Here is a 25,251-nt window from a genome sequence, read left to right on the forward strand (position 1 = left end):
CCTACAACTCAGTCGACATGTTTGCTTGCGACGGCGATCCACTCGTCGAGCAGGGCGGCGGCACGACCGGAATCGACTGCCTGTTCGGCGATGGCATGGGCTTGGCGGAACCGTTCGCCCAGAGGAGCGGAGGCATCGATAAGCGAGCCATCCGCCACGATTGCGGAGGCGGCATTGAGCAATGCCGTCGTACGGAACGGCACATCCTTTCCGGCGAAGAGATCGCGGGCGGCCTGGGCATTGTAGTCCGGCTCGCCACCACGCAGATCCTCAATCGTGACCTTGGCGAGCCCAAGCTCCTCGATCGGGTCGAATTCCGTTTCGCAGACCTTGCCGTCCTTGAATTCCCAGACGGAGATCGGACCGGTCGGCGCCATCTCGTCGAGTCCCTCGTTCGAGGTGTACACCATGCCGCTCTGGCCGTTCGCCGCGTAGACCGCGGCCATGATCGGGCTCATCGCACGGTTGGCGCAACCGATTGCCATATGCTTCGGGGTCGCCGGATTCGTCAGCGGGCCAAGCACGTTGAACACGCACGGGACGCCGAGCGCGGCGCGCACCGGTCCCACGAATCGCATCGCCGGGTGGAAGGTTTTGGCGAAGGCGAAGGTGATGCCCACCTCATCGGCCACCTCGGCCACGGCCTGCGGTTTGAGATCGAGCGGCAGCCCGAGCGCCTCCAGACAGTCGGCCGCCCCGCACTTGGAGCTCGCGGCGCGGTTGCCGTGCTTGACGATCGTCACGCCCGCAGCGGCTGCGATCACCGCCCCCATCGTCGATAGGTTGACGGTATGCGCGCCATCGCCACCCGTGCCGACGATGTCGGTGCATTCACGGTTCACTTCCAACGGCACGGCATGCGACACCATCGCCTTTGCGGCACCAGCGATCTCATCGGCCGTCAATCCGAGCTGCTGTTGTGTCGCGAGCACGGCACCGACGGCTGCCGGGTTGGCGTTGCCCTTCATGAGGTCATCGACGAACCACTCGGATTCCTCGGCAGTCAGGTGATTGCCCTGCACGAGCTTGGTGAGAATCGATTTCCATGTGATGTCGGCCATGACCACTCCTCGTTTCGTAGCTGCTACGCACAGTCTAGGGAACACAAGCAACGAACACATGTCGAGTCCCGCATCATGGTCAACACAAAAGGGGCGCCGCATGCGGCGCCCCTCGATATCGGGTTGAATATGCTCACTGCTCGTTCTGGCCGTGGCACATCTTGTACTTACGTCCGGAGCCGCACGGGCATGGTGCGTTCTTCGGCGTGCCCGGGAATGTGCGACCGTCGGACCATGGGGTCTTGAGCTCCTCGCTCTTCGGACGCTTGCGCGCCGGCACCTTGCCCTCGGCATGGCTCATCGGCTCCGGGCCGAGCAGACCGGATTCCGGAATCCGCTCGCCTTCCTCCGCCGCTTCCTTGACCGCAGCGATGTTCTCGGCGGTCTCCAGCTCGTCGGCATGATTGTCGATGCGCGCGGCCTCTTCGGGCTCGTGCTCCGACAGATTGCCCTTGTTCAGCTCGTCGTCCTCGCTCACATCGTCGCCCATCTTGATTTCGGCGGAATCGACCGCCGCGTCGTCGATGGAGTCAGTGCCGTCGTCGTTCGTCTGGGCGATGCTGTCGAGGTCGATGTGGAAGAGCAACTGCACCGTCTCCTCCTTGATGGCCTCGATCATCTGGTTGTACATCTGGTAGCCTTCACGCTGGTATTCGACCAGCGGATCACGCTGGCCCATGCCACGCAGGCCAATGCCGTCCTTGAGGTAGTCCATCTCGTACAGATGTTCGCGCCACTTGCGGTCGAGCACGGCGAGCACGACGCGACGCTCCAGCGTACGCAGGCCATCGGCGCCGAGCTTGGTCTCGAAGGCCTCATACTGCGCCTCGGCGTCGTCGACGAACAGCTTGACCACGGCGTCCACGGCCTTGTCGCCCTTGAGCCCTTCCGCCGCCTCCTTGGCCTCGTCAATGGTCACCTTGGTCGGGTACAGGTCGTTCACAGCCTTGAACAGGCCGTTCCAATCCCAATCGGCTGGCTTGTCGGATCCATTCTTCGCGCCTCGCACATAGCTGGTGAGCGTGTCGGAGATGAAGGCCTCAATGTCCTCGTGAATGTCCTCGCCCTTCAACACGGCCTGACGTTCCGAGTAGATCACGGTGCGCTGCTTGTTCATCACATCGTCGTACTTGAGCACGTTCTTACGAATCTCGAAGTTACGCGATTCCACGGCCTTCTGCGCATTGCGCACGCCCTTGGACACGCTCTTCGACTCGATCGGCTCACCCTCGGGCATGCCCTTCGCCATCACACGGGCGACGAGCTGCGTGTTGAACAGGCGCATGAGGTCGTCTTCGAGGCTCAGGTAGAACCGGGACTCACCCGGATCGCCCTGACGTCCGGAGCGGCCGCGCAGCTGGTTGTCGATTCGGCGTGATTCGTGGCGTTCGGTACCGAGCACATACAGGCCACCGAGCTTCTTGACCTCTTCGTGCTCGTCCTTGACCTGCTCCTTGATCTTCTTCAGGGTCTCAGGCCACAGCTTTTCATATTCCTCCGGGGTGTCGTCCGGCGAGTAGCCCTTCGCCTTGAGTTCGGCGTCGGCGAGGAACTCGACGTTGCCGCCGAGCATGATGTCGGTGCCTCGACCGGCCATGTTCGTGGCGACGGTGACGGCGCCCTTGCGACCCGCCACAGCCACGACCGCCGCCTCCTTCTCATGCTGCTTCGCGTTGAGTACCTTGTGCGGGATCTCAACCACGTCAAGCAGCGAGGAGACGACTTCGGAGGACTCCACCGAGGCGGTGCCGAGCAGCACCGGCTGGCCTTTGCGATGACGCGCAGCCACATCCTTGACGATCGCGGCGAGCTTCTCCTTCTTCGTACGGAAGATGAGGTCGTCCTGATCGATGCGGATCATCGGCTTGTTCGGCGGAATCGGCAGCACGCCGAGTTTGTAGGTGCCCATGAACTCCGCGGCCTCGGTCTCGGCCGTACCGGTCATACCCGCAAGCTTGTCGTACATGCGGAAGTAGTTCTGCAGCGTGATCGTGGCAAAGGTCTGGTTCTCGGCCTTGACCTCCACGTTCTCCTTCGCCTCGATGGCCTGGTGCAGACCCTCGTTGTAACGGCGGCCGGGCAGAATACGTCCGGTGTGCTCGTCGACGATGAGCACCTCGCCGCCGGTGACCACGTAGTCGCGGTCGCGCAGGAACAGCTCCTTGGCCTTGATCGCATTGTTGAGGTAGCCGATCAGCGCGGTGTTGCTCGGCTCATACAGGTTGTCGATGCCCAGGTAGTCCTCGATCTTCGTGATGCCTGGGTCGAGAATGCCCACGGTCTTCTTCTTCTCGTCGACCTCGTAGTCCTCGTCACGGTTGAGCTTGAGCACCAGCTTGGCGAACTGACGGTACCAACGGGTCACATCACCCTCGGCAGGTCCGGAAATGATGAGCGGCGTACGGGCTTCGTCGATGAGGATCGAGTCGACCTCGTCGACGATGGCGTAATGGTGGCCACGCTGCACGAGCTCGTTCTTCTCCCACGCCATGTTGTCGCGCAGGTAATCGAAACCGAATTCGTTGTTCGTGCCGTAGGTGATGTCGGCATTGTACTGCTTGCGACGTTCGGCCGGCTTCTGGCCGGTGACGATGCACCCGACGCTCATGCCGAGGAAACGGTAGATGCGGCCCATCAGCTCGCTCTGGTAGCTGGCGAGATAGTCGTTGACGGTGATGACGTGCACGCCCTTGCCTTCGAGCGCGTTGAGGTAGCTCGGCAACGTCGCCACGAGGGTCTTGCCTTCACCGGTCTTCATCTCGGCGATGTTGCCCCAGTGCAGTGCCGCGCCACCCATAAGCTGCACGTCGAAGTGACGCTGACCCAGCGTGCGCTTGGACACCTCTCGCACCGTCGCGAAAGCCTCCGGCATCAGGTCGTCGAGCGTCTCGCCGTTGGCCAGGCGTTCCTTGAACTTGGCGGTCTGCCCTTTGAGCTCGTCATCGCTCATGACCACCATCTGATCTTCGAGCTTGTTCACGGCTTCGGCGACGTGTTCGAGCTTCTTGATCTGGCGACCTTCACCCATACGCAGGGCTTTGTCTACGATATCAACCACATTTACTCCCTAACGGTGTTTGCAACAACACTCCTACAATAAGCGGCTCGAGCCCCCTATTCCACTTTTTTCGGCTATTCTACGAAGATTTGCGCATTTTTGGCATTCCTTCGCATTCCGCACACAAATGTGTGAATGCCGCCCCTTTTCCGACAAAGCAAAAGCGGCCCGCAACGCGAGCCGCTTTCCATTGAGGACGAAACCTGTTCAGGCCTTGCGCTCCTCTTCGAGCTTCTTGATGTTCTCGGGGGTGTCGATCTCGAAGACGCCGTAGCTCCAGCCGTGACGGTGGTAGACGACCGACGGACGGCCGGTGTCCTTGTTCACGAACAGGAAGAAGTCGTGGCCGATGAGCTCCATCTCATACAGCGCCTCATCGATGCTCATGGGTTCTGCGACATGCAGCTTGCGACGGATGACAATCGGGGTGTCGCCGACGTGAACCTCGACGGACTCGCCCGGACCGAGATCTCCGGCGACTGCGGAGGCGGGGCTGTTGTCGACGTCCTCGTCACCCATGATGTCTTCGCGCTCCTCGCTCGGCGGCACGAACTTGCCCGCATCGACCGGCACCGGCGTGTAGTTCTTGCGGTGATCCTTGCGGCGATCGCGCGCACGGCGCAGACGCAGCGTGAGCTTGTCGAGCGCCAGATCGAGGGCACTCACCTCATCGAGGCTGGACGCCTCGGCGCGAACCACGGTCGAACCAGCCACAACGGTCAGTTCCACGCGGACGGCGGTGTCATGCAGACGTGGATTGCCTTCATGCGACAGCACGACCTGTACGCGCTGCGCGTCCGGCGCAATTGTGGTCACACGATTCATCTTGCTTTCGACGACGTCACGGAACTTCTGCTTGATCTGAATGTGACGGCCTGTCAGAACGATATCCATGTGGACCTCCCTAGACTCAAGCGGCTTTCACACCGCTATATACGGACCGAACGGCTACTGCCATTCGGATATGACTCATATTGTAATCGAGTTCGGGCAAGAATTGGCAAGACACGCCCCCGCTCTCCCCTATTTGTTGAAAAAACGGCGTCTTTTCCCACGAGTCGGAACGGATTGCTCGCGTCGCAGATGCATATGCCGCACCAAAGCACCAGTTTCGTCACAAGGCGCCTCCTCCAGCCACCACTGCAGGCAGTCACACCCCTTGCTACAATCGGACGCGAGACCTCTTGATGGCCGCGGCCACTTTGTGGCTGAGGAACTTCCGGGCTCCACAGAGCACGATGGCGGATAACGTCCGCCCAGGGTGACCTGAGAGATAGCGCAGCAGAGAACAGACCGCCTGCCTTCGGGCCGGTAAGGGTGAAACGGCGGTGCAAGAGACCACCGGGCAACTGGTAACAGGAGCCGCATGGCAAGCCTCATCGGGAGCAAGGCCAAGCAGAAGGCTATAGAGTTGCTCGCTCTGCCTTCGGGTAGGCTGCTAGAGCCTGACGGCGACGTCAGGTCGAGATGGATGGCCATCCATGCCTTCACGGCATGACAGAACCCGGGGTATAAGAGGTCTCACTCCTTATCTTTCGGTCTTTTCGGCATGATTGATTTGACCGTCATTCGTAGATCCGACGTCGAAACAACTCGTCGCTTACGGCGCGCAGATCCTCCGGCGCATGGCCCTTACGGCCTCCGGCGGACCAGAAGCGCCGTTTGCAGACCTCGACATCTTTACCGGCGTTCTTTTTCGCCACAGTCCTGCCGAGTTCCCACGCGCAGTCTTCGAATACCCCGGCCTGTGCGGTCTCCCGTACCATGCGTTCGGCCAGAGGGCGAGGAACCCCCTTGCGCACCAGCTCCCGTATGACACCACGCGCACCCATCATGCGGGCGGTGCAGGAACGAATCACATTGCGGGCGTATTCCTCATCGTCAATGAGTCCAAGCTCCTCGAGACGCGCGACGACGCGGTCGATCACCTCGGCATCGTATTCCCGTTCGACGAGCTTGTCCCGCAGGGATCCGCTGGACCGCGCGGCCGCGTCGAGCAGACGCAATGCGCTTTCCTTGCACTCATCTTCGTCGTGCGAATCCGCCGCCACCGAATAGGCGAAGCCACCAGACAGCTTTCGACGCCGTTCCTTCGTCGGGTGCTTCCCCGGAACGTCTCGATTTGAGCTGTTGGGCGCCGACGGCTCACGCACCATCTGCTCATGGGAGCTCAGAAACTCCTCTGCACTGATCATTGCAACTCCATTCTCCGCATTCCTTCGGTACGGCATGCAATACGCCGGTGCCCCCTGGATCGAGCGTCGGCCGGCCGACACCCGATCCACGGGGCACCCAAAGAAGCACTCAGGCTTCAGCACTCGTCTGAGCCTCCGCATTCGACTCACTGGTGGTTATAGACTCACCGTTCTCCTCCTCGGTGCCGTCGACGCCGAACTGGTCGTCGGTGGAGATGAGCCCGGTCTTGACCTTCACCTGAGTGGAGATCTCCTCGGCGAGCTTCGGATTGTCGATGAGGAACTTACGCACGTTCTCACGGCCCTGCCCCAGCTGTTCACCGTTGTAGGTGAACCAAGAACCGGACTTCCTCACCACGTCGGTCTCCAACGCCATGTCGAGAATCGACCCTTCCTGCGAGATGCCCTGCCCATAGAGCATGTCGAACTCGGCGGTCTTGAATGGAGGTGCCATCTTGTTCTTGACCACCTTGACACGAGTGCGGTTGCCAATCGGCTCGTCCTTGTCTTTCAGCGTCTGGATGCGGCGGATGTCCATGCGGACGGATGCATAGAACTTCAACGCCTTGCCGCCGGTGGTCGTCTCCGGGCTTCCGAAGAATACGCCGATCTTCTCTCGCAACTGGTTGATGAAGATGGCCGTCGTGTTCGCCTGTGCCAGCGCACCGGTCATCTTGCGCAGCGCCTGGCTCATGAGCCTTGCCTGCAGACCGACGTGGCTGTCACCCATATCGCCTTCGATCTCGGCCTTCGGCACCAACGCCGCCACCGAATCGATGACGATGACGTCAAGAGCCCCGGAACGAATGAGCATGTCGGCGATTTCCAGCGCCTGCTCCCCGTTGTCCGGCTGCGAAACGATGAGCGAATCGGTATCGACGCCCAGGTGGCGCGCATACACGGGATCAAGGGCGTGCTCGGCGTCGATGAACGCGGCCACGCCACCGTTCTTCTGCGCGTTGGCGACCACATGCAACGCCAGCGTGGTCTTGCCCGACGACTCCGGGCCATAGATCTCCACAATGCGTCCACGGGGCAGACCGCCGATGCCCAAAGCAGTGTCGAGGGCCAACGAACCGGTGGGAATCACCTCGATGTCCTGTTCCGGCCTATCTCCCAAACGCATGGCAGAGCCCTTGCCGAACTGCTTCTCCACTTGGGCCAACGCCGAATTGAGCGCATCCTCGCGCTTCTTGTCGACGCCAGGCGCCTCGGTCTTCTCCGTCTCCTTGACGGAGGACTTGCTTCGTGCAGCCATCTGTACTCCTCACTTCAACAGTCAAACGCGCCATGATCGGCGAACACCCCAACCCTACCGGCACAGTGTCGGGCGGCACAAGCGCGCCGGGGCCTTGTGGTCGGAGGACACCGATATCCACACATCATATGCAGCATACGCATGCAATCGACGCCGTGGCTTTTGCGATATGCTCAGTATACCCTCTCATGCGAACATTTGTTCGAATACGCCCATCTGCCGACTGGTTCTCCACATTCTCAACACGCCCCGCCAGACCACCCAAGCACCCCTAGTGAAAATCGACGGGCAGCGGCGGTGCATTGTGATCCCGGCCCCAACGCTTCGCATCGGGCACATCCATCTGGCCGCACAACACATTCCACACCACACGAGGCTCTTCGCCGGCGGCCAGCGCCTCCACCACCGTCATGCCATGCAACTTGGTGAGCCCCTGGTCATGGGCCAACGCCCTGCCATAGGAGCGACCGAACACTTCTTCGAGCAACTGCCAGAATTCCCGTTCACGCATGGCCCCAAGCATAACCGCGTCGGCACAGCGCCGCAAGAGGAGCCGACCAACCCAGCTTCGATATATCAGATGCGGCGCATAGACACGAAAAAGGCCCGCCACCAAAGCAGCGGGCCGACATTCATAGGCGAACGCCCGAATTCACGCCTCGACGGAATCGAGGTAATCCGCGACCATGCGCAGCATCTGCGATGTGCTCAGACCCAGCGATTCCGAGATGGACGCCAGCAGCTCGGAGCTGGCCTCCTTCTGGCCACGCTCGACTTCGGAGAGGTAGCCGAGGGACACGCCCGCCTTCTCGCTCACCTCACGCAACGTCTTGTGATCGCGTGTACGAAGGTCGCGCAGTACATGCCCGATCGCCTTGCGCAGGGACACTTCCTTCACCTCGCCCACGGTCTCACGACGGTGCACCATCGCGCGCGGACGCGCGGTCTCGGCGTCTTCCTCCTGCCACATGCGTGCGAGGGCGGCCTGATGCTCGTCCTTGGCCTTCTTTGCGGCACGGGCACGAAGAACCTGCTGCTGGGCGAACATCACCGCACGACGCTGGGCCGGAGTGAGTTCGCGCATGCGTGCACTGCCTGAGCGCACCTGCTCCGGAGTCTCAACCGATGACTTCAACTTGCTCGTTAACCATTGTCATCTGTTCCATCACGAACACCTTTCCTTTCCTACTACCCCTCATGAGTTTCCCTTGTCTCCATTATCGGAATTTTTTCCTGTGAAGAACCTGTGAATTCTCTCATTTTTCCCAGAACACAGGCCACGGTGAGATGTCTAACCAGTTCTCGCGAGCCGCGTAACGCTAATCTGAGCGCAAAATCACGTTCCTGTATTACGCTATGAGAAAAACACGGCACATCGAAGCCGATATACACGGTTCCTGCCGGTTTTCCCTCGTCGGGTCCGGGCCCTGCGACACCAGTGGTAGACAACCCCACGACTCCATGCGCATATTGCTCTTGGTAAAACAGATGGGCGGCCCCGCGGGCCATCTGCCGCGCGACTTCCGGGTCGACCGCGCCATGGGTCCGTAAGAGTTCCGCATCGACGCCCAACACCATCGCCTTGGCGTGAATGTCATACGTCACCGCAGAACCGAGGAACACGCTCGACGCCCCCGGAATCCGCACAAAGGAATCCGCGAGCAGACCAGCGGTGAGGGACTCTGCGCATGCAATCTTGAGTCCCCGGACGTCGCAGTGAGCAAGAATATGGCGCGCCTGTTCGTCGCAATACCGCTGTACATCGGCCACGTCGGTCACACCGGCGAGTTCGGCGACCTCGAAAAGTTCTGCCACACCTGCTCCCTCCACGTCGTCATCTGCATGCCGTTCACTCTCAGTGTGAAAAATTGTGCAGACATTGTGAATAACGGCGTGTTGTCTGCATGTTTTGCATATGCAACGGCAAAGCAACGGGCCCGCACACCGAAGTACGCGGGCCCGTATGCGATCGTTGCGACCGTTGGTCAGATATTCGCCTATTTGCGCGTCACCGCAGGTTTCGCGAACACGCCTCGCAGATACTCGTAACCGGAATACAGGCACAGAATGAGCGAGAAGTAGATGAGCGCATACGCGACAATGAAGTACACGGTCAACCACGCCGGCTGCGACACGGCATGCGTGAAGCTCCACACCGGGATCAGCAGCAATCCGAGACCCAGGCAGAGCGTGAATGTCTTGTATTTGCCCGCCTGCGACGCCGCGATCACCTTGCCGCCGTGGTCGATGACGAAGAACCGCATGATCGTGATGCCGATCTCACGCACCACGTAGAGTCCGGTGACGATCCAGCCAATCCACATGTTGCCAAATTCGTTGAAACAGGCGGCCACGACGAGCGCACCAAGCGTGAGCAGCTTGTCGGCGATCGGATCAAGGAGCTTGCCCAGTTCCGTCACCTGATTGTATTTGCGTGCCATCCAACCATCGATCTTATCGGTCGACGCGGCGATGATGAACACGATGGCGGCGCCCCACCGCATGCCGATGTTGCGGGCACCCCATGCACCACCGCCGATGTAGAGTCCCAGGAACACGACAACGAGTACGATTCGGGCGAGCGTCACCAGGTTCGGCGGTGAACTCCACTGGCTCCACATCGATTGCTTGGTTGATTTCTCAGTCTCCATAGTGGCTAGCGTACTCGCTTACATGTCCATAGCGTTGCCGTGTCGGACAACCTGCACCATATCCCGAGAAACATTCACACCGGCATGCCGCCGGGCACGCCCAGCACCAAGTACATCAGTACTCGGCAGTGCCGGAGGCGCCAGAGGTCGGTTCAGCCGGGGCTCTGGCACCGGTCAGGCTGCCGCTCTCCCCCTTGATGAACGCAAGCACCTGCGGCAGATCCTGAGGCTGCACCAGCACCTCACGGGCCTTCGAACCTTCGGACGGCCCCACCACCCCACGCGATTCAAGCAGATCCATGAGTCGACCGGCCTTTGCGAAGCCGACGCGCAGTTTGCGCTGCAGCATGGAGGTGGAACCGAACTGCGAACTGACCACGAGTTCGGCGGCCTGCAGCAGTTCGTCCATATCACCGCCAATGTCCTCGGTGGGATCGACCTTCTTCTGGTCCGCTTCCTTGGCCATCTGCTCGATGTCCTCGCGGTAGTGCGGCTTACGTTGCGTGCGCACGAACTCGACGGCCTTGCGGATCTCAGACTCGTTCACCCAGGCGCCCTGCACACGAATCGGCTTGGCCGAGCCCATGGGCAGAAAAAGCGCGTCGCCCTGACCGATGAGCGTCTCGGCGCCGGTGGTGTCGAGAATGACCCTCGAATCGGTGGCCGAGGAAGTCGCAAAAGCCAGACGTGACGGAATGTTCGCCTTGATCAGGCCGGTGATCACATCGACGGAAGGGCGTTGGGTGGCGAGCACCAGATGCACGCCCGCCGCACGCGCCAGCTGTGTGATGCGTTGGATCGAGCTCTCCACGTCGTTCTTGGCCACCATCATGAGGTCGGCCATCTCGTCGACGACCACGAGCAGCGACGGATAAGGGGCCACCTTGCGGTTCGACCCCGCCGGCGCATGGACCTTGCCGGCACGCACCGCCTTGTTGAAATCCTTCACGTCACGGAAGCCGAAGAACTCCAGATCGCTGTATCGGGCGTCCATCTCCTTGACCACCCATTCCAATGCCTGGGCCGCCTTCTTCGGATCAGTGATGATCGGTGTGATCAAGTGGGGAATACCCGCATATGCGGAGAGTTCCACGCGCTTCGGATCGACCATGATCATACGCACCTGATCGGGCGTGGCGCGCATGATGATCGACGTGAGCATCGAGTTGATGAAGCTCGACTTGCCGGAACCCGTCGCACCTGCCACCAGCAAATGCGGCATCTTCGTGAGGTCGGCAGTCACGAAATGCCCCTCGACGTCCTTGCCCACACCGGTGAGCATAGGATTGGGGTCGTTCATCGCCTTGTCGGAGCGCAACACATCACCCAGATGCACGATCTCACGGTCGGCGTTCGGAATCTCGATGCCGATCGCGCTCTTGCCTGGAATTGGCGAGAGGATGCGCACATCCGAACTGGCCACAGCGTAGGCGATGTTCTTGTCGAGGTTCGTCACCTTCTCCACCTTGACTCCCGGTGCCACCTCCACCTCATACTGCGTGACCGAGGGGCCTCGCAGGAATCCCACCACCTTCGCATCCACCTTGAACTGGCGGAACGTCTCATTCAGCGCATGGATCACCGTGTCGTTCGCCTGAGTGTGCGCGGCATGCGGTTTGCCCTTGACGAGCAGGTTCAGATCCGGCAGATGGTATGGCGCATCAGGCTGTTGCGGAATGTCAGGCATGCCTTCATGGTCTTCAGGCGTCGCGGGGGATGGCATGGCCGGCGGTATCCTGGAGCCGGTTGGCGGCATGGGCGACGAGGCCGGCGACCGGTCGAGGATCTCGCCGGTCTGGGTGGAGACCACCATCGTCTCGCCCTCCGCATCGAGATGCGCCCAGGGATCGGTGCCGGTGGCCGTCGCTGCGGGCATGGAGCCGGATGGCAGCGGAATGGTGCCTGAAGGCTGGGCGTTCCATGTGCCCGAGTCGATGCTTCGCGTGGCGTCGTCATTGAAGGCACCGCCACTGCTCACCCTGCGCGGGCCCTCGTGCAGATCCGTTTCGTTGGCATCCCCATGGCGGCTCGCGGCGTTGAGGAACGCCTCGTCACCTGCATAGCGATCGAGTTTCGTGTCGGTGCCGGGGCCCTTCCCGCGTCGATGGAACAGCCTGGCGAGGAAGCCGACCTTGCTGTCCGGTTCCGGCACGTCAGTGCCGTCATGCGCAGGCACGCCATCCGCGAACGCCAATGTATCGTCGCCCACGCGCACCTCGTTCAGGAACTGCCCGACCTCGGGATCCGACTGCTGCGCATCCGCGGAATCAGCAGATCCCCGCCGGGAGAATCTACTCAGCTTCTGCGGAATCTCGGTCACATGGGTGCGCGTCATCAACAGCACGGAGAACACCGCAGCCACGACGAACACGATGATTGCGAACGTCTGGGAGAGCCCCCATGCCAGAGGTGATCCGACGACGAAACCGACCAGACCGCCGGCCTGCTGAATGTTCTGCCAGGAGAACTCCTTCGTGTCCGCAGCCATGATCACGTCGATGATCGAGCAGATCGACCACAGCAACATCACTCCACCGGCAATCACCTGCGTGTTGTGGGATTGCTTGCCGGAGTTGCGCATGAGGCGAATCGCCAACACGATGAGCAGCACCGGCACCACCACGCTCATCACACCGAAGATCGCGGAGGCGAACGAGTGCAGCCCGCGTCCGAGCGCTCCGTCGACGCGGAACCATTCGGACCCGCAGAAGAACACGGCGAGGATGATCATGACGAAGCACAATCCATCCCGACGATACGCCGGGTCGTACTCCCCCACGCTCACCTTACGCACGGCAGAGCCGAACGCCCGTGGCACACATAGCAATGCCTTGTGCCAGAACGGTTCCGCTCCTTGGTTCCGCGCACCACCCTGTGAACTCTGCGCGGAACCTGCACGTGACCCCGTCCCGCCGCCGGAGGAGGAACGGGCGGTCCTGCCCTTCGATGATTTGGAAGATGATTGTGCCATAACGGTTGAATTCTACCTCAGACCGGTCCCGCACCAGACGGCCGGCGAATATCGCCCAGATGATGCTGCACATATTCCTGTGCATGCATGTCGATGGCATCGTAGTCGCCGGCGTCGGCGTGGTCGATGACCGCCATCGCATTGTCGACCAGAGCCGGGTTCAATGCCGAGAGCCAGTGGATGCGTGGGTCTCGGCCGAACCATCCCATTTGCTTGCGGGCGAGGCGCTTGGTCTTCTGCGCGATGTCTGCCATGGTGTCGTCCAAATCGACCAGACCATCGAGATGGTCGATCACCTGCTGGTAGCCGAGCGCACGGGCTGCGGTTGGCCCCAGATGGGAACGCAGACGCGCCACCTCATCCACGAAGCCCCCGTCGAACATCTGCCTCGTGCGCACGTCAATGCGCTTGTCCAGATCGGCACGGTCAAGGTCGAGCCCCAATTGCACCGACGGAATCACATAACGGTACCGGGGCAACGTGGCCGAATACGGTTTGCCGGTCACCTCGATCACTTCGAGTGCGCGAATGATGCGACGGGGATTGCGCGGATCCATATGCTCGGCCGCCTGCGGATCCTTGACCGCCAACTCGCGGAACAATGCCGTGGCTCCCTCGGTTCGCTCACGCTCCTCCAGATGCTCCCGAATCTGCGGGTCGGTGCCCGGGAAGGAGATGTCGTCGATGGCCGCACGGGCGTACAGGCCGGAGCCACCGACCAGAATCGGCCGTATGCCACGCGACTTGAGATCGGCGATGGTTTCACGCGCCATCTGTTGGAACCTCGCGACAGACATCGTCTCGCTCGGCTCAATCACGTCGAGCAGATGATGCCTGACCGCCGCACGTTCCTCGTCGCTCGCCTTCGCGGTGCCGATATCCATGCCGCGGTACATCTGGTAGGCGTCGGCATTCACTATCTCGGCACGTTCACCACGATCGGCGAGTCTCCGGGCGATCGCGATGCCCAGGCCAGTTTTCCCAGAGGCGGTGGGGCCGACGATCGAGATCACACGCGCGCCGTCATGGCGCTCAACTCCTGCGGATGGCATAGGTCTGTCCTTTGGCGAGATCGGGGTCTGCAATCAGGTTATGACGGCCAGCATGGGTGACGGTGGCAGTGACGAAATCACCGATCTGCGGTGCATCATGCCCTTCGGGCACCCCCACATGCACCAGCACGCCGGTTTTCTCGCGACCGGTGTAGCGGTGCGTCTCGGCATCCTTCTTCCCGGTCACACCGGTGATCATCACCTCGACGTCACGGCCCACGAACTTCTCGAGAATCTCCTCGGTAATGCGCTCCTGCACGGCGAGCAGACGTTCGAGCCTGTCGAGGGCCACGTCATAGGGCACCTGTTCCATTGCGGCTGCGGGCGTGCCGGGCCGCGGCGAATAGATGAACGTGAAGGCCGACGAGAATCTGGCTTCCTCAACCACGCGCAGGGTCTGCTGGAAATCCTCCTCCGTCTCGCCCGGGAAGCCGACGATGATGTCGGTGGAGATCTGTGCATCCGGCATCGCCTCACGAATCTTCGCGAGAATGCCCAGGAACCTCTCGGAACGGTATGAGCGGCGCATGGCGCGCAAGATGCGGTCGGATCCGGATTGCAGCGGGAAATGCAGCTGATGCATCACATTGGGGGTCTCGGCCATCGCGGCGATCACGTCGTCGGTGAATGCCGCCGGGTGGGGCGAGGTGAACCGCACGCGCTCCAGTCCCTCGATCTCGCCACAGGCGCGCAGCAGCTTGGAGAACGCATAGCGGTCGCCTATGCCATAGCCATACGAGTTCACATTCTGCCCCAGCAGCGTGATCTCCTTCGCCCCGTTCGTCACCGTCTCGCGGATCTCGGCGAGTACGTCGCCCGGTCTGCGGTCGCGCTCCTTGCCACGGGTGGTGGGCACGATGCAGAAGGTGCACGTGTTGTTGCACCCCATCGAGATGGCCACCCATGCGGAATGGGCGGAGGCGCGGTGTGCGGGCAGCTGGCTCGGGAAGAGCGTGAGATCCTCGTTCACCTTCACCTGTGTGTGTTGCGCTGCACGGGCCTGATCGAGCAATGCGGGAAGGTCCTCTATGTTCTTCGTGCCGAACACGGCATCCACCCATGGCGTACGTTTGGCGATGCGTTCGCGGTCGAGTTGCGCCATGCAGCCGCCGATGGCGATCTGGGCATGCGGGTTCCTGTATTTGAAACGCTTCCATTTGCCGATGGTGCCATACATGCGTTCTGTGGCATTCTCTCGCACCGCGCACGTGTTCATGATCACGACGTCGACATCGTGCGCCAGGAACTGCTCCTCGCTCGCCGGGCGGTAGCCGTTCTCCTCCATCACGCCCGCGATGCGCTCGGAATCGTGCACGTTCATCTGGCAGCCAAGCGTGTGCACATAATACAGACCGCGACCACGGCCGGATGCTCCCCCGTACTGCGGGGCGCCGGGCTCGACCTGCGTCGTATGCTGTGCTTGCGATATGTTCGTGCGGCGTTCCTCAGGCGTCATCATGTCTTCGTTCATAGAGGCCATGCTAACCGAAGCTCGGCACAGTGGGTCGCCCGGACGTGGATTCCGCACGCGTTGTTCGCTCTCGTTTTCTACAATGGCAATGTGATACTCGACAGACAGAAACGGATGAACACCGCGGAGATCCGCGCCCGCCTGACGGCGGCCGGGCATTCGCTCGGATTGGACGGCACCGAGGAGGGGGAACGGGGCGTCGACCTGATTACCGATTTCATCAACCAGATGCAGATCTACGAAGGTGCGATGTACGAGATCAGCACGAAACTCGAGATTCTCGACTCCGAATTTCAGGTGCAGTTCTCTCATAATCCAATCCACCACCTCGAACGCAGATTGAAATCAACCGAATCTATTCTGGGCAAACTCGACCGACGTGGCCTTCCCTATACGGTGGAGGCGATTCGTGACAACCTGTTCGACGTCGCTGGCATACGCGTGATCTGCAATTACCGGGACGACGTGTATTCGGTGGCGAATTACCTCTCGGCGCAATCGGACATTCAGGTGCTGCGCGTGAAGGATTACATACGCAACCCCAAGCAGAACGGCTACCGCTCGCTGCATGTGATCTATGCGGTGCCGGTGTTCCTGTCGAGCGGCGCGCATTACACGCCGGTCGAAGTGCAGTTCCGCACGATCGCGATGGACTACTGGGCGAGTCTGGAGCATGCGCTGCGCTACAAGACCGATCTGCCCGACGACAAGCACGCCGAGCATTCACAGACGCTGCTGGACTGCGCGCGTGCATTGCAGAACGTGGAGACGCAGATGCAGACGATTCATCGCGACATCAACGGCGCACCGCAGGGTGGCGAGGCACCGACCGCGAATGAGGACTCCCCGATTCGCAATGCGACGCTCAAGGGGCAGTGAGCTTCCGCAGCGGAAAACAGATGGGGCGACCGTGTTTCCACGGTCGCCCCATCTGTTGGGAGTGCCCGGACGGAACCTGTCGGTTCTAATCGCGGCTCAATCCAAGCGCCTGCAGAATGTACAGGAACAGGTTGATGAAGTCGAGGTACAGGTTCAGCGCGCACAGGATGGAGATCTTCTTGATTGCCTCCGGTCCCTGCGAGGCATAGACGGCGAACGCCTTCTTCGTGAACTGCGCGTCATAGATCGTCAGTCCTGCGAACAGCAGGATGCCGATTGCGGTGACCACCTTGAGCATCGTGTTGCTCGGCGCCACGAACATCATGATCACCTCGGCGATGATGAGCACGACCAGTGCGATCATGAGGATCGGACCCGCCTTGAGCATGTTGCCCTTCGTGGTCAGACCGAACATGGTGAGTGCGAAGTAGAAGCCGGCGCTCACCAGGAATGCGATGCCGATGGTGCCCAGATCGTAGGCCAGGAAGATGGTGCTCAGCGTGACGCCCATCAGCGCCGCATACACGTAGAAGCACACGCGGGCGGCCGTGGTGGACATCTTCATCACGCGCATGCCCAGATATATGGCCAGACCGATCTCGACGATGGCGAGGATCCACATGCCCATGCCGCCCGTAGCCTGCAGGAAGCGCATGTAGAAGCCGCTCATCTGCGTGAAGATCGCCATGGCGGCGGTGACGAGCAGGCCCAGGCACATCTCGCCGTATGCGCGCGTCACCGAGACATGCTCGGCGCGCTCGTATGACTGCGAGGCCTGAACATTGATCGTGTTGGCATAGTTCATCGGTTGCTGCCCATATGGTTGCTGGCCATATGGCGAGCCGTTCATAGGCTGCTGCCCATAAGTCATGTTCGTTCCTTCTGTCGTATGTGCTAACAGTATAGGCTGTTCGTGCAGGGAATACCCCCAGAGGAGGCTGAAAGCCGGCTGGGAGCATATGCATCTTCACTCATTGTAGGCAACAGCCATGGAACGCAGGTATTCCGCAGACGGCCTGCCGATTATGGAGGTTCCGCGAAGCCGGACGCCGGCGGGGTTTCGTCCGCTATAGTGGGAGGCACGGCCCGCACACGCAACGAGGCGTGATGGCCGTCAAGCAAAGGAGTGGTTATGGAACCTATTCGCGCAATCCAATTCGGCTGCGGCAAGATGGCCAAGTACACCGTCAGGTACATGCATGACAAAGGCATGCAGATTGTGGGTGCCATCGATGTGAACCCCGACGTGGTGGGCATGGATGTCGGCGAGTTCGCCGGAATCGGACCGCTCAACGTGACGATCAGCGATGACGCCGACGCCGTGCTCGACTCATGCGATGCGGACATTGCGGTCGTCACGCTGTTCAGCTTCATGGACGACATCGAACCGATGTGCGAGGCATGTCTCTCCCGCGGCATCAGCGTGATCACCACCTGCGAGGAGGCGATCTACCCGTGGACGACGAATCCGGCCGTGACCAACCGCCTCGACCGCATCGCCAAGGAGAACGGCGCCACCATGGTCGGCTCGGGGATGCAGGACATCTTCTGGATCAACATGGTGGCCCAGGTGGCAGGCGGGTGCAATTCGATGACGAAGATCAGCGGCGCCACCAGCTACAATGTCGAGGATTACGGCCTGGCGCTTGCCAAAGCGCACGGCGTGGGTCTTACGGCCGAGCAGTTCGAGGAGCAGCTGGCGCATCCCGACGAGGTGGTGCCGTCATACGTGTGGAACTCCAATGAATCGCTGGTGCAGAGGCTCGGACTGACGATCAAGTCGCAGACGCAGCGTGCGGTGCCTTACTTCAGCGATGTCGATGTGTATTCGGAGACGATGGGCGAGACGATTCCGGCGGGGGTGTGCATCGGCATGTCGGCGGTCGTCACGACCGAGACGATGCAGGGACTCACCATCGAGACCTCATGCATCGGCAAGGTGTATGGGCCGGACGACGGCGATATGTGCGATTGGAGAATCGAAGGCGAACCCGACACCGAATTCCATGTGGTCAAACCAGCGACTGTGGAGCACACCTGCGCCACGATGGTCAACCGCATCCCCAATGTGCTCAATGCGCCGGCAGGCTATGTGACGGTCGACCAACTGCCTGAGATCAACCATCTCTCCTACCCTGCGGCGATGTACGTCGCCTGACACGCTCCGGTTCAGGCGAGGGCATATCTGAGGGGCAGCGGCGCTGAGGAGCGTGCTACGCGCGTAGCGCGCAGACACCTTGACGAAGCGCCTCTGCCCCTCAGATATGCCCTCGCCTGTTTCGCTAGACCTCGGCCAATTGGGTCGAGGCCGGAGCCGCAAGATTCGGGCGCAGACGGCGCATCTGCGACAAGGCGAGTCCCAATGCGATGAACGCCACGCCGAACAGAAGCACCAACGCAATACCCGGGAACCAGTTGGATACGCTCACGGTGCCTTCGGAATTCATCGCGGCGCTGATCGACCGGCAGAACCACCAACCCGGGGTGCATTTGCCTATGACGATCATCACCTTGGGCATCAGATCCACCGGGAACGCCATGCCCGAGGTGAACATGATGACCAGACCATACACATTGGCGATCGCGTTGATTGCCGCACTGTTGACGGCGATCATGCTCACCATGAAGCCACTGGCCGCGGCCGTGAGACTATAGGCGACCATCGTCAATGCGCACAGTAGGAATCCCCTCGGGTCGACGCCGGTGATCGGCAAGCCGGCCGCCACCGGAAGAGCCAGGGCGAGCGCCAGATAGAACAGGCTCACGAGCACACCGAACAAGCCACAACAGGCGAACTGCTGGAACAGCATCGAACCGGTGCGTTGCGGTGAGGCATACATGCGTCTGCGTACCCTTGCCCCCGAGAACGATCCCATCGTCATTGCGGTGATCGTGAACATTGCCGCGACCATCGGATAGGCTCCCATGTCCATCATCGTCTGGAACGCGTACCGTCCGTTCGCCTCCCGGTCGTCGGTCCCTGCCGGGTCCTCGGCGATGGCGATCTGCGGGTAGGCGTCGGCATTGCCGGTAAGATCCGCGATCACCGAACCGGCCGCCGCATTCAATGAGGCGACGCTAACGGAGGAACCCGACGACGCTGCATCTGCAAGCGCAGTCATCCGGGTGAGGTTCAGGAAATCCTCCACCTGCAGTTTGGCGAGGGAGCCGTAGGCTCCGGTGAAGCTGGTGACCATCTGCAGCTCGGGGACGGCGGAATCCGAGGTGAATGCCGCAGCCAGGTCATCGACATAGTGTTCGGGAATGATGACGATGAGGTCGGCATAGTTTGAGGCCGCAGCGGTCTGCAGGTCCTGGGAGGTGGTGCCCACATCGACGAGGTCGCAGTCCTTGGACAGGAATTTCCTCAGCGAATCCGAGAACCCTGAGCCGACGCCCCCATTCCGGTCGACCACCGCCACTTCGGGTCGCAGCGTCTCATAGGTGGTGGAGTTGTCGGTGTTCGAAAGGTTCTGGATGATGCTCCAGGACAGCCCGAACATCATGAGGCTCAGGTAGACGATGTAGACGAGGATCATGGTTCGTTGGGCGAACAGGACTCGCCAGCATGTTCTAAAGGTGCTCATAGCGTTGCCTCCTGAGGAAGATCGTGGACAGTGTCAGAGCGAGCACGGTCATTGCGAGGAGAATGCCCGACGTGCGTAGGGACGGGGCGTAGGAATCGTAGTGGAGCAAGTCGTAGAACAGGTTCGTGATCTGCTGGGTGGGATTGACGATGGCGAATCCGGGGGCGTTGCGTTGGGTCCAGTCGCTCAGGTTCATTGCGCCGGTGCCGTAGAGTCCACTGAATATCGAGAGCACGCACGACAGCGCGGTGGTGATGCCTATTTTCACGCCGGAAGTGAGCTTCGGCAACGATCCTATGAGCGTGCCGAGCGCATTGGCGGTAAGGGACGCGAGCAGCAGCGCCAGGACGAGCACGGGCCAACGGCCGCCGAAATCGACCTTGCACACGAAATGGACGTAGAGCGTCGCAACCACCATCGACACCGATGCGCATAGCCAGCTGGCGAGGAAACCTCCCATGAGCTGGTTGAACTTGGAGAGCGGGGCCAGCGACCGTCTCATACCAAGCGCCGAAAGATTCGCCTGCGTGGCGCACACGGTCGTGGTGGCGAAGGTCATCGACATGAGTGCGGTCATGGCGAGCAGCGCATAGTAGAATCGGACGGATTCGGTCGGCTTGAAATGGGTGGGGCTCACAACTTTCGTGAACGTCGGGGTATCGCCCATCTCCTTGGTGAACGTGGCATCACGGAACACGCCCGAATCGGTGTTGAGCAGCTCGGTCACGGTGATGGCTCGCCTATTGAACATGCCTACGGCACCATGCAGAATGTTGAGGGATGCACTGAAGCCGGAATTTCCGGTGTCATCGTTGACGGATGCGACGCTGGCACGACTGATCGTCAGGTTCAGCAGCCCGTCTTCCGTGGCGTTGATGTAGCCACGCACCCCGTGGTCGGCGTTGATGAGGCCCTTGGCCTCCTTGACGTTTGACACGGCCTGCAATTCCAACAGGTTCCTGAGCTCGGAACCCACCTGCCCGGACGCCGTATCGGGCGCAGCGCCTTCCATGGCGTTCCCGCAGCCCTCGTTCCGCAGTGGATTCCGCTGCATCGCATGCAGCATCTGACGCGCGTTGGTCGCCCTGCAGAAGTTCGCGTCCGCGACCACTGCGAACCTCATCGTATGTATTTCATAGACCTCGCCGATGTTGCCGAACATGCCCATGAACATCGTCGACAGAATGATCGGGAAGCAGAAGAGCCAGAACACCGAACTCTTCTCACGCAGATTCACGCGCATGGTGTTGAGGAATGTACTCCACATGTATTCACCTCCTTCGTCGTATGTGCCGCACGCTCAATCGCGCAGGTCGGTCCCGGTGAGGGCGAGGAACACGTCGTTCAACGTCGGCGCACGGGAGCTCACATGCCCCATGGGGATGTCGAGCGAGCGCAGCACCTGCAGCACATCGATGAGATTGTGCTCGCCCTGCGAACAGACCACCACGAGCTCGTCGTTCTCGAACGTCACCTCGTGCACAGCCTCCAAGTCACCCAACATCGAGACGGCCCGTTGGCACAGGGCCTCATTCGCGCTCAACGCCGGCGCTTCGACGGTGATTCGCTCGCCGGCCTCGATCATGCGCTTGAGCTCGTCGGCCGTGCCGATGGCGATCTGACGGCCGTGATCTATGATCTGGATGCGGTCGCAGATCTGCTCGACCTCCTCCATGTAATGGCTCGTGTACACGACGGTCGCGCCACGCTCGTTGAGCCGTTTGATGCCTTCGAGAATCGAGTTGCGGCTTTGCGGATCCACCGCCACCGTCGGCTCGTCGAAGAAGATGGGTTCGGGTTGGTGCACTATGCCGCATGCAATGTTCAATCGGCGCGGCAGACCTCCTGAGAGCTTGCGCGGGCGGAATCTGCGGTAATCCTCGAGTCCCACGAATTCGATTGCTTCGTCCACCAGCCGCGCACGTCTCATCTTGTCAGCGACGTACAGCGAGCAGAAGTACTCGATGTTCTCCTGCACGGTGAGCTCGTTGAATACAGCCACGTCCTGAGGCACCACGCCGATCCTGCGCTTCAGGTCGTAGGCGGTGGGGCCCATCTTGCCGCCGAATGCACGGATTTGGCCCGAATCATAGGTGAGCAACCCGAGAATGCAGTTGATCGCGGTGGTCTTGCCGGAACCGTTCGGCCCCAGCAATCCGTAAATCTCCCCAGTGCGCACGTTCATGTTCAAATAGTCGAGCGCGAGCTTGTCGGCATATCGTTTCACCAGTTCGCGCACCTCGATCGCTGGTGCGGCATCGCGCTGTACGTTGTTCTCTGCTGTGTTCATGCCTCCATATTGCCGAACAGGCAACGGCCGACACGGTGCCAGGAATCACCGTTTTTGTACGAATGGTGACATTTGTCACCATTCGGCATGACATTCGCCCTGTTGTCATGAACAATGGAACAGAATAGGAGGGGAGAGACAACGGCATGATCATCTCCGTGGGAGCTCATGCGCTGATGTTCGTCGTCAGCGTGCTGTTCTCGGTGATGCTGAGCGGCGACACCGATACCACCTTCGTCATTGGTCTGCTGTTCTGCGTGATCCTCTGCTCGTTGATCCGTCTGGCTCCCCTCAGATGCTGGATCGCACTCGCCATGATGTTCTGCATGGTCTGCCTGTTTGTTCCGCAATGGATCGCGCTGATGCCGATCGTGGGCTTCGATCTGGGATTGCGGGTGCAGTCGTTGGGCAGGTCTTTCCAAATGCTGGTCTGCGTCCCCCCACTGGTCTGCGGAATCGTGGCCGGTCAGCACAGTCCGGCATTGCACGATCTGTCAGCCGCAGCCACCTCGCCGCTCGTGATGGCCCTTTGGATTCTATGTGCGCTCACCTCCCTCGCAGTTCTCGGCGGCTGGGTATTCGCACTCGCGCAACGAAGACAACGGTGCTTCCAATCGTTGGCAGACGACCAACGGGAACGTATCCGCCGTTCGCGCGCTCGTCTCGCCGATGTCGAATCCGCCAGGTCGGCGGACCTGCAGCATGCGCGGCTCACCGAACGCACACGCATCGCACGCGAGATCCACGACAATGTGGGACATCTGCTCACTCGTGCGATCATGCTGACGAATGCGGACCAAGTGATTGCCACCAGCACCGGTGACACGCTGCATGCCGATCAATTCGGGCAGCTTGGTCATACCCTCGACGAGGCGATGACGATGATTCGCAAATCCGTGCATGGTCTCAAAGACGAAGGCACTGATTTTCGGGCGATGGTCGAGGATGCCATGGCCACCGCCAAGCAATCTGATGTCGAGATTCGCCTCTCCAATGCCATCGATGCCGTGCCTTCCCATGTGGCACATGCATTCACGGCCGTGATTCGCGGAGCGTTGACGAACACAATCCGGCATAGCGCAGCTTCTGAGGCCCACGTGCATCTGATTGATTTGCCGGGGTTGTGGCAGCTGATCGTGCAGGGCAACGGCGGCGTACCGGAACGCGGCCGCGTGGCGAGCATGGGCATTGGAATCGCCGACATCGAGGAACGGGCGCGCGCATTGGATGGCACAGCCACCTGCGGCTACCATAACGGCGGCTGGCGCGTGTTCATGTCCGTCCCGAAAACAGCGGAAAGGAATATGCGATGAAGGTCGCGATTGTTGACGATGACCCTATTGTCTGCTCGTCCATCGGCACGATCCTCACGACCACCGGCACCGCCGAGGTCGTGTGGACTGCGCATGACGGGGCCGCCGCCGTGGTGGCCTATGCACGTCAGAAACCGGATGTGTTGCTCATCGACGTGCAGATGCCGGGCACCGACGGCCTTGAAGCCAGCGAGCGCATTCTCGTGCTCACCACTTTCGCCGACCCGGAGTACATTCGCCGTGCCATCGAATTGGGCACGAAAGGCTATCTCATCAAACAGGACGTGGCTTCGGTGATTCCAGCAGTGCAGGCGGTCATGGCCGGGCAGGTGGTGTTGGGCGCGGACGTGCTGCGCAACCTGCCGATGCACGATGCGTCCGGGAATGTGGAGGAACCAAAGGCGTCCCCATTACCGGATGATCCCAGATTCGCGCATCTCACCGACCGGGAGCATGACATCGTCGAGCTGGTCGCCGAGGAGCTCGACAATCGTGAGATTGCGGCGAAGCTGTTCCTGAGCGAGGGCACCGTGCGCAACCGCATCAGCGGCATTCTGGCGAAGACGCACATCTCGAACCGCACGAAGCTCGCCATCGAATGGCTGACGTCGCATGACCGTCACATCCATGACCATCACATCGAGGTGCGATAGGTCTTCCAGATATCGCTCAATGCACGGCCGTCGGATTCCCGCTTCCATACGTTCAGGCTCGCCGAGGAACCTCCGATGGCGCGGGCGGCGGACGTCGGCGTCGCATATTCGGTGCCGTCCTCGCCCCGGAACCCAGACTCGGTGACGGTGATACGCCAGATCTCGTGCTTGCGTGGGCGGTTCCATACGAATCGGTCCCCCACCGTGAGCAGACCGGCGCGCACCACTTCGCCCACCGTCACACGCTTCGACGTGCGTCGACTGCGATGCGCGGATGTGCCTGTGCGATCGGACTGCCCCTGCGGCTCTGCCAAGGATCCCAGCTCCCCCGGATTGATGTTCCACGCCTGTGCGATCAGCTCGACGATCTGGTGCTGCCGCAATTGCAGGAACTGCGGCGTCAGCTTCTCAAGTTCGCCGATCACGCGCGTCAACGGGAACTGGCGTGAGCTTGGGCTGCGCAGAATGCGGGCTCGTCGCGTCTGGAAGTCGTCGAGTCCCTCCATCGATTTGCGGGTGGATTGGGTGAGCACATAGTTGCCTATGCGCTCCGCCCAGTAATCGCACTGACCGGCAGGCCAATCCGCAAAATCCGACCCCGACTGTATACGTACGGGAATGAGCGGCACCGCATTGAGACTACGCGGTCGGGTGATACGGCCCCCTGCCAGCTGCTCGTTCGCACGAATCAGCAGCAGGCGTTTCATATTGCTGTCGATCGACAGTTCGCCGCGCAGATGCAGCATGGCGAGTCGTTGCTCGTCGCCGTCGACGTGGAAGCCTGCGATGCGCTGCAATGGGATGCCTTTGTT

Annotated in this window: 19 protein-coding genes, 1 other RNA gene and 2 pseudogenes; 5 read left to right on the plus strand and 17 right to left on the minus strand. The window is 60.9% G+C overall.

Going from position 1 to position 25,251, the window contains the following annotated elements; all coding sequences use genetic code 11:
- Positions 1–8: 8 nt before the first annotated feature.
- The 3 genes from trpD to hpf all read right to left on the minus strand — a co-directional run bounded on the left by trpD (position 9) and on the right by hpf (position 5,013).
- Positions 9–1,061, minus strand: coding sequence for an anthranilate phosphoribosyltransferase (trpD, locus tag OGI63_RS10130; protein WP_004217600.1), 1,053 nt, complete (start codon positions 1,059–1,061; stop codon positions 9–11).
- Positions 1,062–1,194: 133 nt separating this feature from the next.
- Positions 1,195–4,119: a preprotein translocase subunit SecA gene (gene secA, locus OGI63_RS10135; protein WP_004269150.1), complete on the minus strand. Its 2,925-nt coding sequence runs from the start codon at positions 4,117–4,119 to the stop codon at positions 1,195–1,197.
- 207 nt (positions 4,120–4,326) lie between these two features.
- A complete protein-coding gene (hpf, locus tag OGI63_RS10140; RefSeq protein ID WP_004217596.1) occupies positions 4,327–5,013 on the minus strand; it encodes a ribosome hibernation-promoting factor, HPF/YfiA family in 687 nt (228 codons plus the stop codon).
- Positions 5,014–5,294: 281 nt separating this feature from the next.
- Between hpf and rnpB the strand changes: the two genes are divergently transcribed.
- An RNA gene (rnpB, locus tag OGI63_RS10145) (RNase P RNA component class A) lies at positions 5,295–5,647 on the plus strand.
- 37 nt (positions 5,648–5,684) lie between these two features.
- Here rnpB and OGI63_RS10150 read toward each other — a convergent pair.
- The 9 genes and pseudogenes from OGI63_RS10150 to miaB all read right to left on the minus strand — a co-directional run bounded on the left by OGI63_RS10150 (position 5,685) and on the right by miaB (position 15,717).
- Positions 5,685–6,314: a regulatory protein RecX gene (locus tag OGI63_RS10150; protein ID WP_004217594.1), complete on the minus strand. Its 630-nt coding sequence runs from the start codon at positions 6,312–6,314 to the stop codon at positions 5,685–5,687.
- A gap of 109 nt (positions 6,315–6,423) precedes the next feature.
- Entirely contained in the window at positions 6,424–7,572 is a 1,149-nt protein-coding gene (recA, locus tag OGI63_RS10155) for a recombinase RecA (protein WP_004217592.1), read from the minus strand.
- 271 nt (positions 7,573–7,843) lie between these two features.
- Positions 7,844–8,083: a DUF3046 domain-containing protein gene (locus OGI63_RS10160; protein WP_004269152.1), complete on the minus strand. Its 240-nt coding sequence runs from the start codon at positions 8,081–8,083 to the stop codon at positions 7,844–7,846.
- 141 nt (positions 8,084–8,224) lie between these two features.
- A pseudogene (locus OGI63_RS10165) lies at positions 8,225–8,738 on the minus strand (helix-turn-helix domain-containing protein).
- 22 nt (positions 8,739–8,760) lie between these two features.
- The gene (locus OGI63_RS10170; protein WP_004217587.1) at positions 8,761–9,387 is read right to left on the minus strand and encodes a CinA family protein; all 627 of its coding nucleotides are present in this window, start codon (positions 9,385–9,387) and stop codon (positions 8,761–8,763) included.
- Between the two features lie 182 nt (positions 9,388–9,569).
- A complete protein-coding gene (gene pgsA / locus OGI63_RS10175) occupies positions 9,570–10,223 on the minus strand; it encodes a CDP-diacylglycerol--glycerol-3-phosphate 3-phosphatidyltransferase (protein WP_012619879.1) in 654 nt (217 codons plus the stop codon).
- A gap of 115 nt (positions 10,224–10,338) precedes the next feature.
- On the minus strand, positions 10,339–13,194 hold the full coding sequence (locus OGI63_RS10180; RefSeq protein WP_012619878.1) for a DNA translocase FtsK: 2,856 nt from the start codon (positions 13,192–13,194) through the stop codon (positions 10,339–10,341).
- A gap of 17 nt (positions 13,195–13,211) precedes the next feature.
- Complete coding sequence (gene miaA, locus OGI63_RS10185) at positions 13,212–14,246, minus strand: tRNA (adenosine(37)-N6)-dimethylallyltransferase MiaA (RefSeq protein ID WP_004217584.1); 1,035 nt, start codon at positions 14,244–14,246, stop codon at positions 13,212–13,214.
- Complete coding sequence (gene miaB / locus OGI63_RS10190) at positions 14,227–15,717, minus strand: tRNA (N6-isopentenyl adenosine(37)-C2)-methylthiotransferase MiaB (RefSeq protein ID WP_004269157.1); 1,491 nt, start codon at positions 15,715–15,717, stop codon at positions 14,227–14,229. Before miaB ends, miaA begins: the two co-directional genes overlap by 20 nt.
- A 114-nt stretch (positions 15,718–15,831) precedes the next feature.
- On the opposite strand from miaB, the gene OGI63_RS10195 reads away from it, so the two are divergent.
- Positions 15,832–16,596, plus strand: a complete 765-nt coding sequence (locus OGI63_RS10195; RefSeq protein ID WP_004269158.1) for a GTP pyrophosphokinase family protein — start codon at positions 15,832–15,834, stop codon at positions 16,594–16,596.
- Between the two features lie 85 nt (positions 16,597–16,681).
- On the opposite strand, the gene OGI63_RS10200 is transcribed toward OGI63_RS10195, so the two are convergent.
- A complete protein-coding gene (locus tag OGI63_RS10200) occupies positions 16,682–17,467 on the minus strand; it encodes a Bax inhibitor-1/YccA family protein (protein WP_004217580.1) in 786 nt (261 codons plus the stop codon).
- A 261-nt stretch (positions 17,468–17,728) separates the two neighbouring features.
- Between OGI63_RS10200 and OGI63_RS10205 the strand changes: the two genes are divergently transcribed.
- Positions 17,729–18,754 (plus strand): dihydrodipicolinate reductase, encoded by a 1,026-nt coding sequence (locus OGI63_RS10205; RefSeq protein WP_004217579.1) that lies wholly within the window; start codon positions 17,729–17,731, stop codon positions 18,752–18,754.
- Between the two features lie 124 nt (positions 18,755–18,878).
- Here the strand turns inward: OGI63_RS10205 and OGI63_RS10210 are convergent, their stop codons facing one another.
- From OGI63_RS10210 to OGI63_RS10220, 3 genes are read right to left on the minus strand one after another with little or no spacing between them, the layout of a single operon-like run.
- Positions 18,879–20,183: an ABC transporter permease gene (locus tag OGI63_RS10210; protein ID WP_014483038.1), complete on the minus strand. Its 1,305-nt coding sequence runs from the start codon at positions 20,181–20,183 to the stop codon at positions 18,879–18,881.
- Positions 20,170–21,450 (minus strand): ABC transporter permease, encoded by a 1,281-nt coding sequence (locus OGI63_RS10215; protein WP_004217577.1) that lies wholly within the window; start codon positions 21,448–21,450, stop codon positions 20,170–20,172. Before OGI63_RS10215 ends, OGI63_RS10210 begins: the two co-directional genes overlap by 14 nt.
- A 33-nt stretch (positions 21,451–21,483) precedes the next feature.
- Positions 21,484–22,473 carry an ATP-binding cassette domain-containing protein gene (locus OGI63_RS10220; protein ID WP_004217576.1) on the minus strand — a complete coding sequence of 330 codons (990 nt, stop codon included), beginning with the start codon at positions 22,471–22,473 and terminating at the stop codon, positions 21,484–21,486.
- A gap of 146 nt (positions 22,474–22,619) precedes the next feature.
- Here OGI63_RS10220 and OGI63_RS10225 point away from each other — a divergent pair, with 146 nt between their 5' ends.
- Together OGI63_RS10225 and OGI63_RS10230 are read left to right on the plus strand one after the other, a co-directional pair.
- On the plus strand, positions 22,620–23,786 hold the full coding sequence (locus OGI63_RS10225) for a sensor histidine kinase (RefSeq protein ID WP_004217575.1): 1,167 nt from the start codon (positions 22,620–22,622) through the stop codon (positions 23,784–23,786).
- Positions 23,783–24,439 carry a response regulator transcription factor gene (locus OGI63_RS10230; RefSeq protein ID WP_004217574.1) on the plus strand — a complete coding sequence of 219 codons (657 nt, stop codon included), beginning with the start codon at positions 23,783–23,785 and terminating at the stop codon, positions 24,437–24,439. The genes OGI63_RS10225 and OGI63_RS10230 overlap by 4 nt, the downstream gene beginning before the upstream one ends.
- Here the strand turns inward: OGI63_RS10230 and OGI63_RS10235 are convergent.
- Positions 24,421–25,251 (minus strand): annotated as a pseudogene (locus tag OGI63_RS10235) (hypothetical protein); the annotation flags it as partial. The gene OGI63_RS10230 and the pseudogene OGI63_RS10235 overlap by 19 nt on opposite strands.

This window comes from Bifidobacterium sp. KRGSERBCFTRI, from assembly GCF_025908335.1.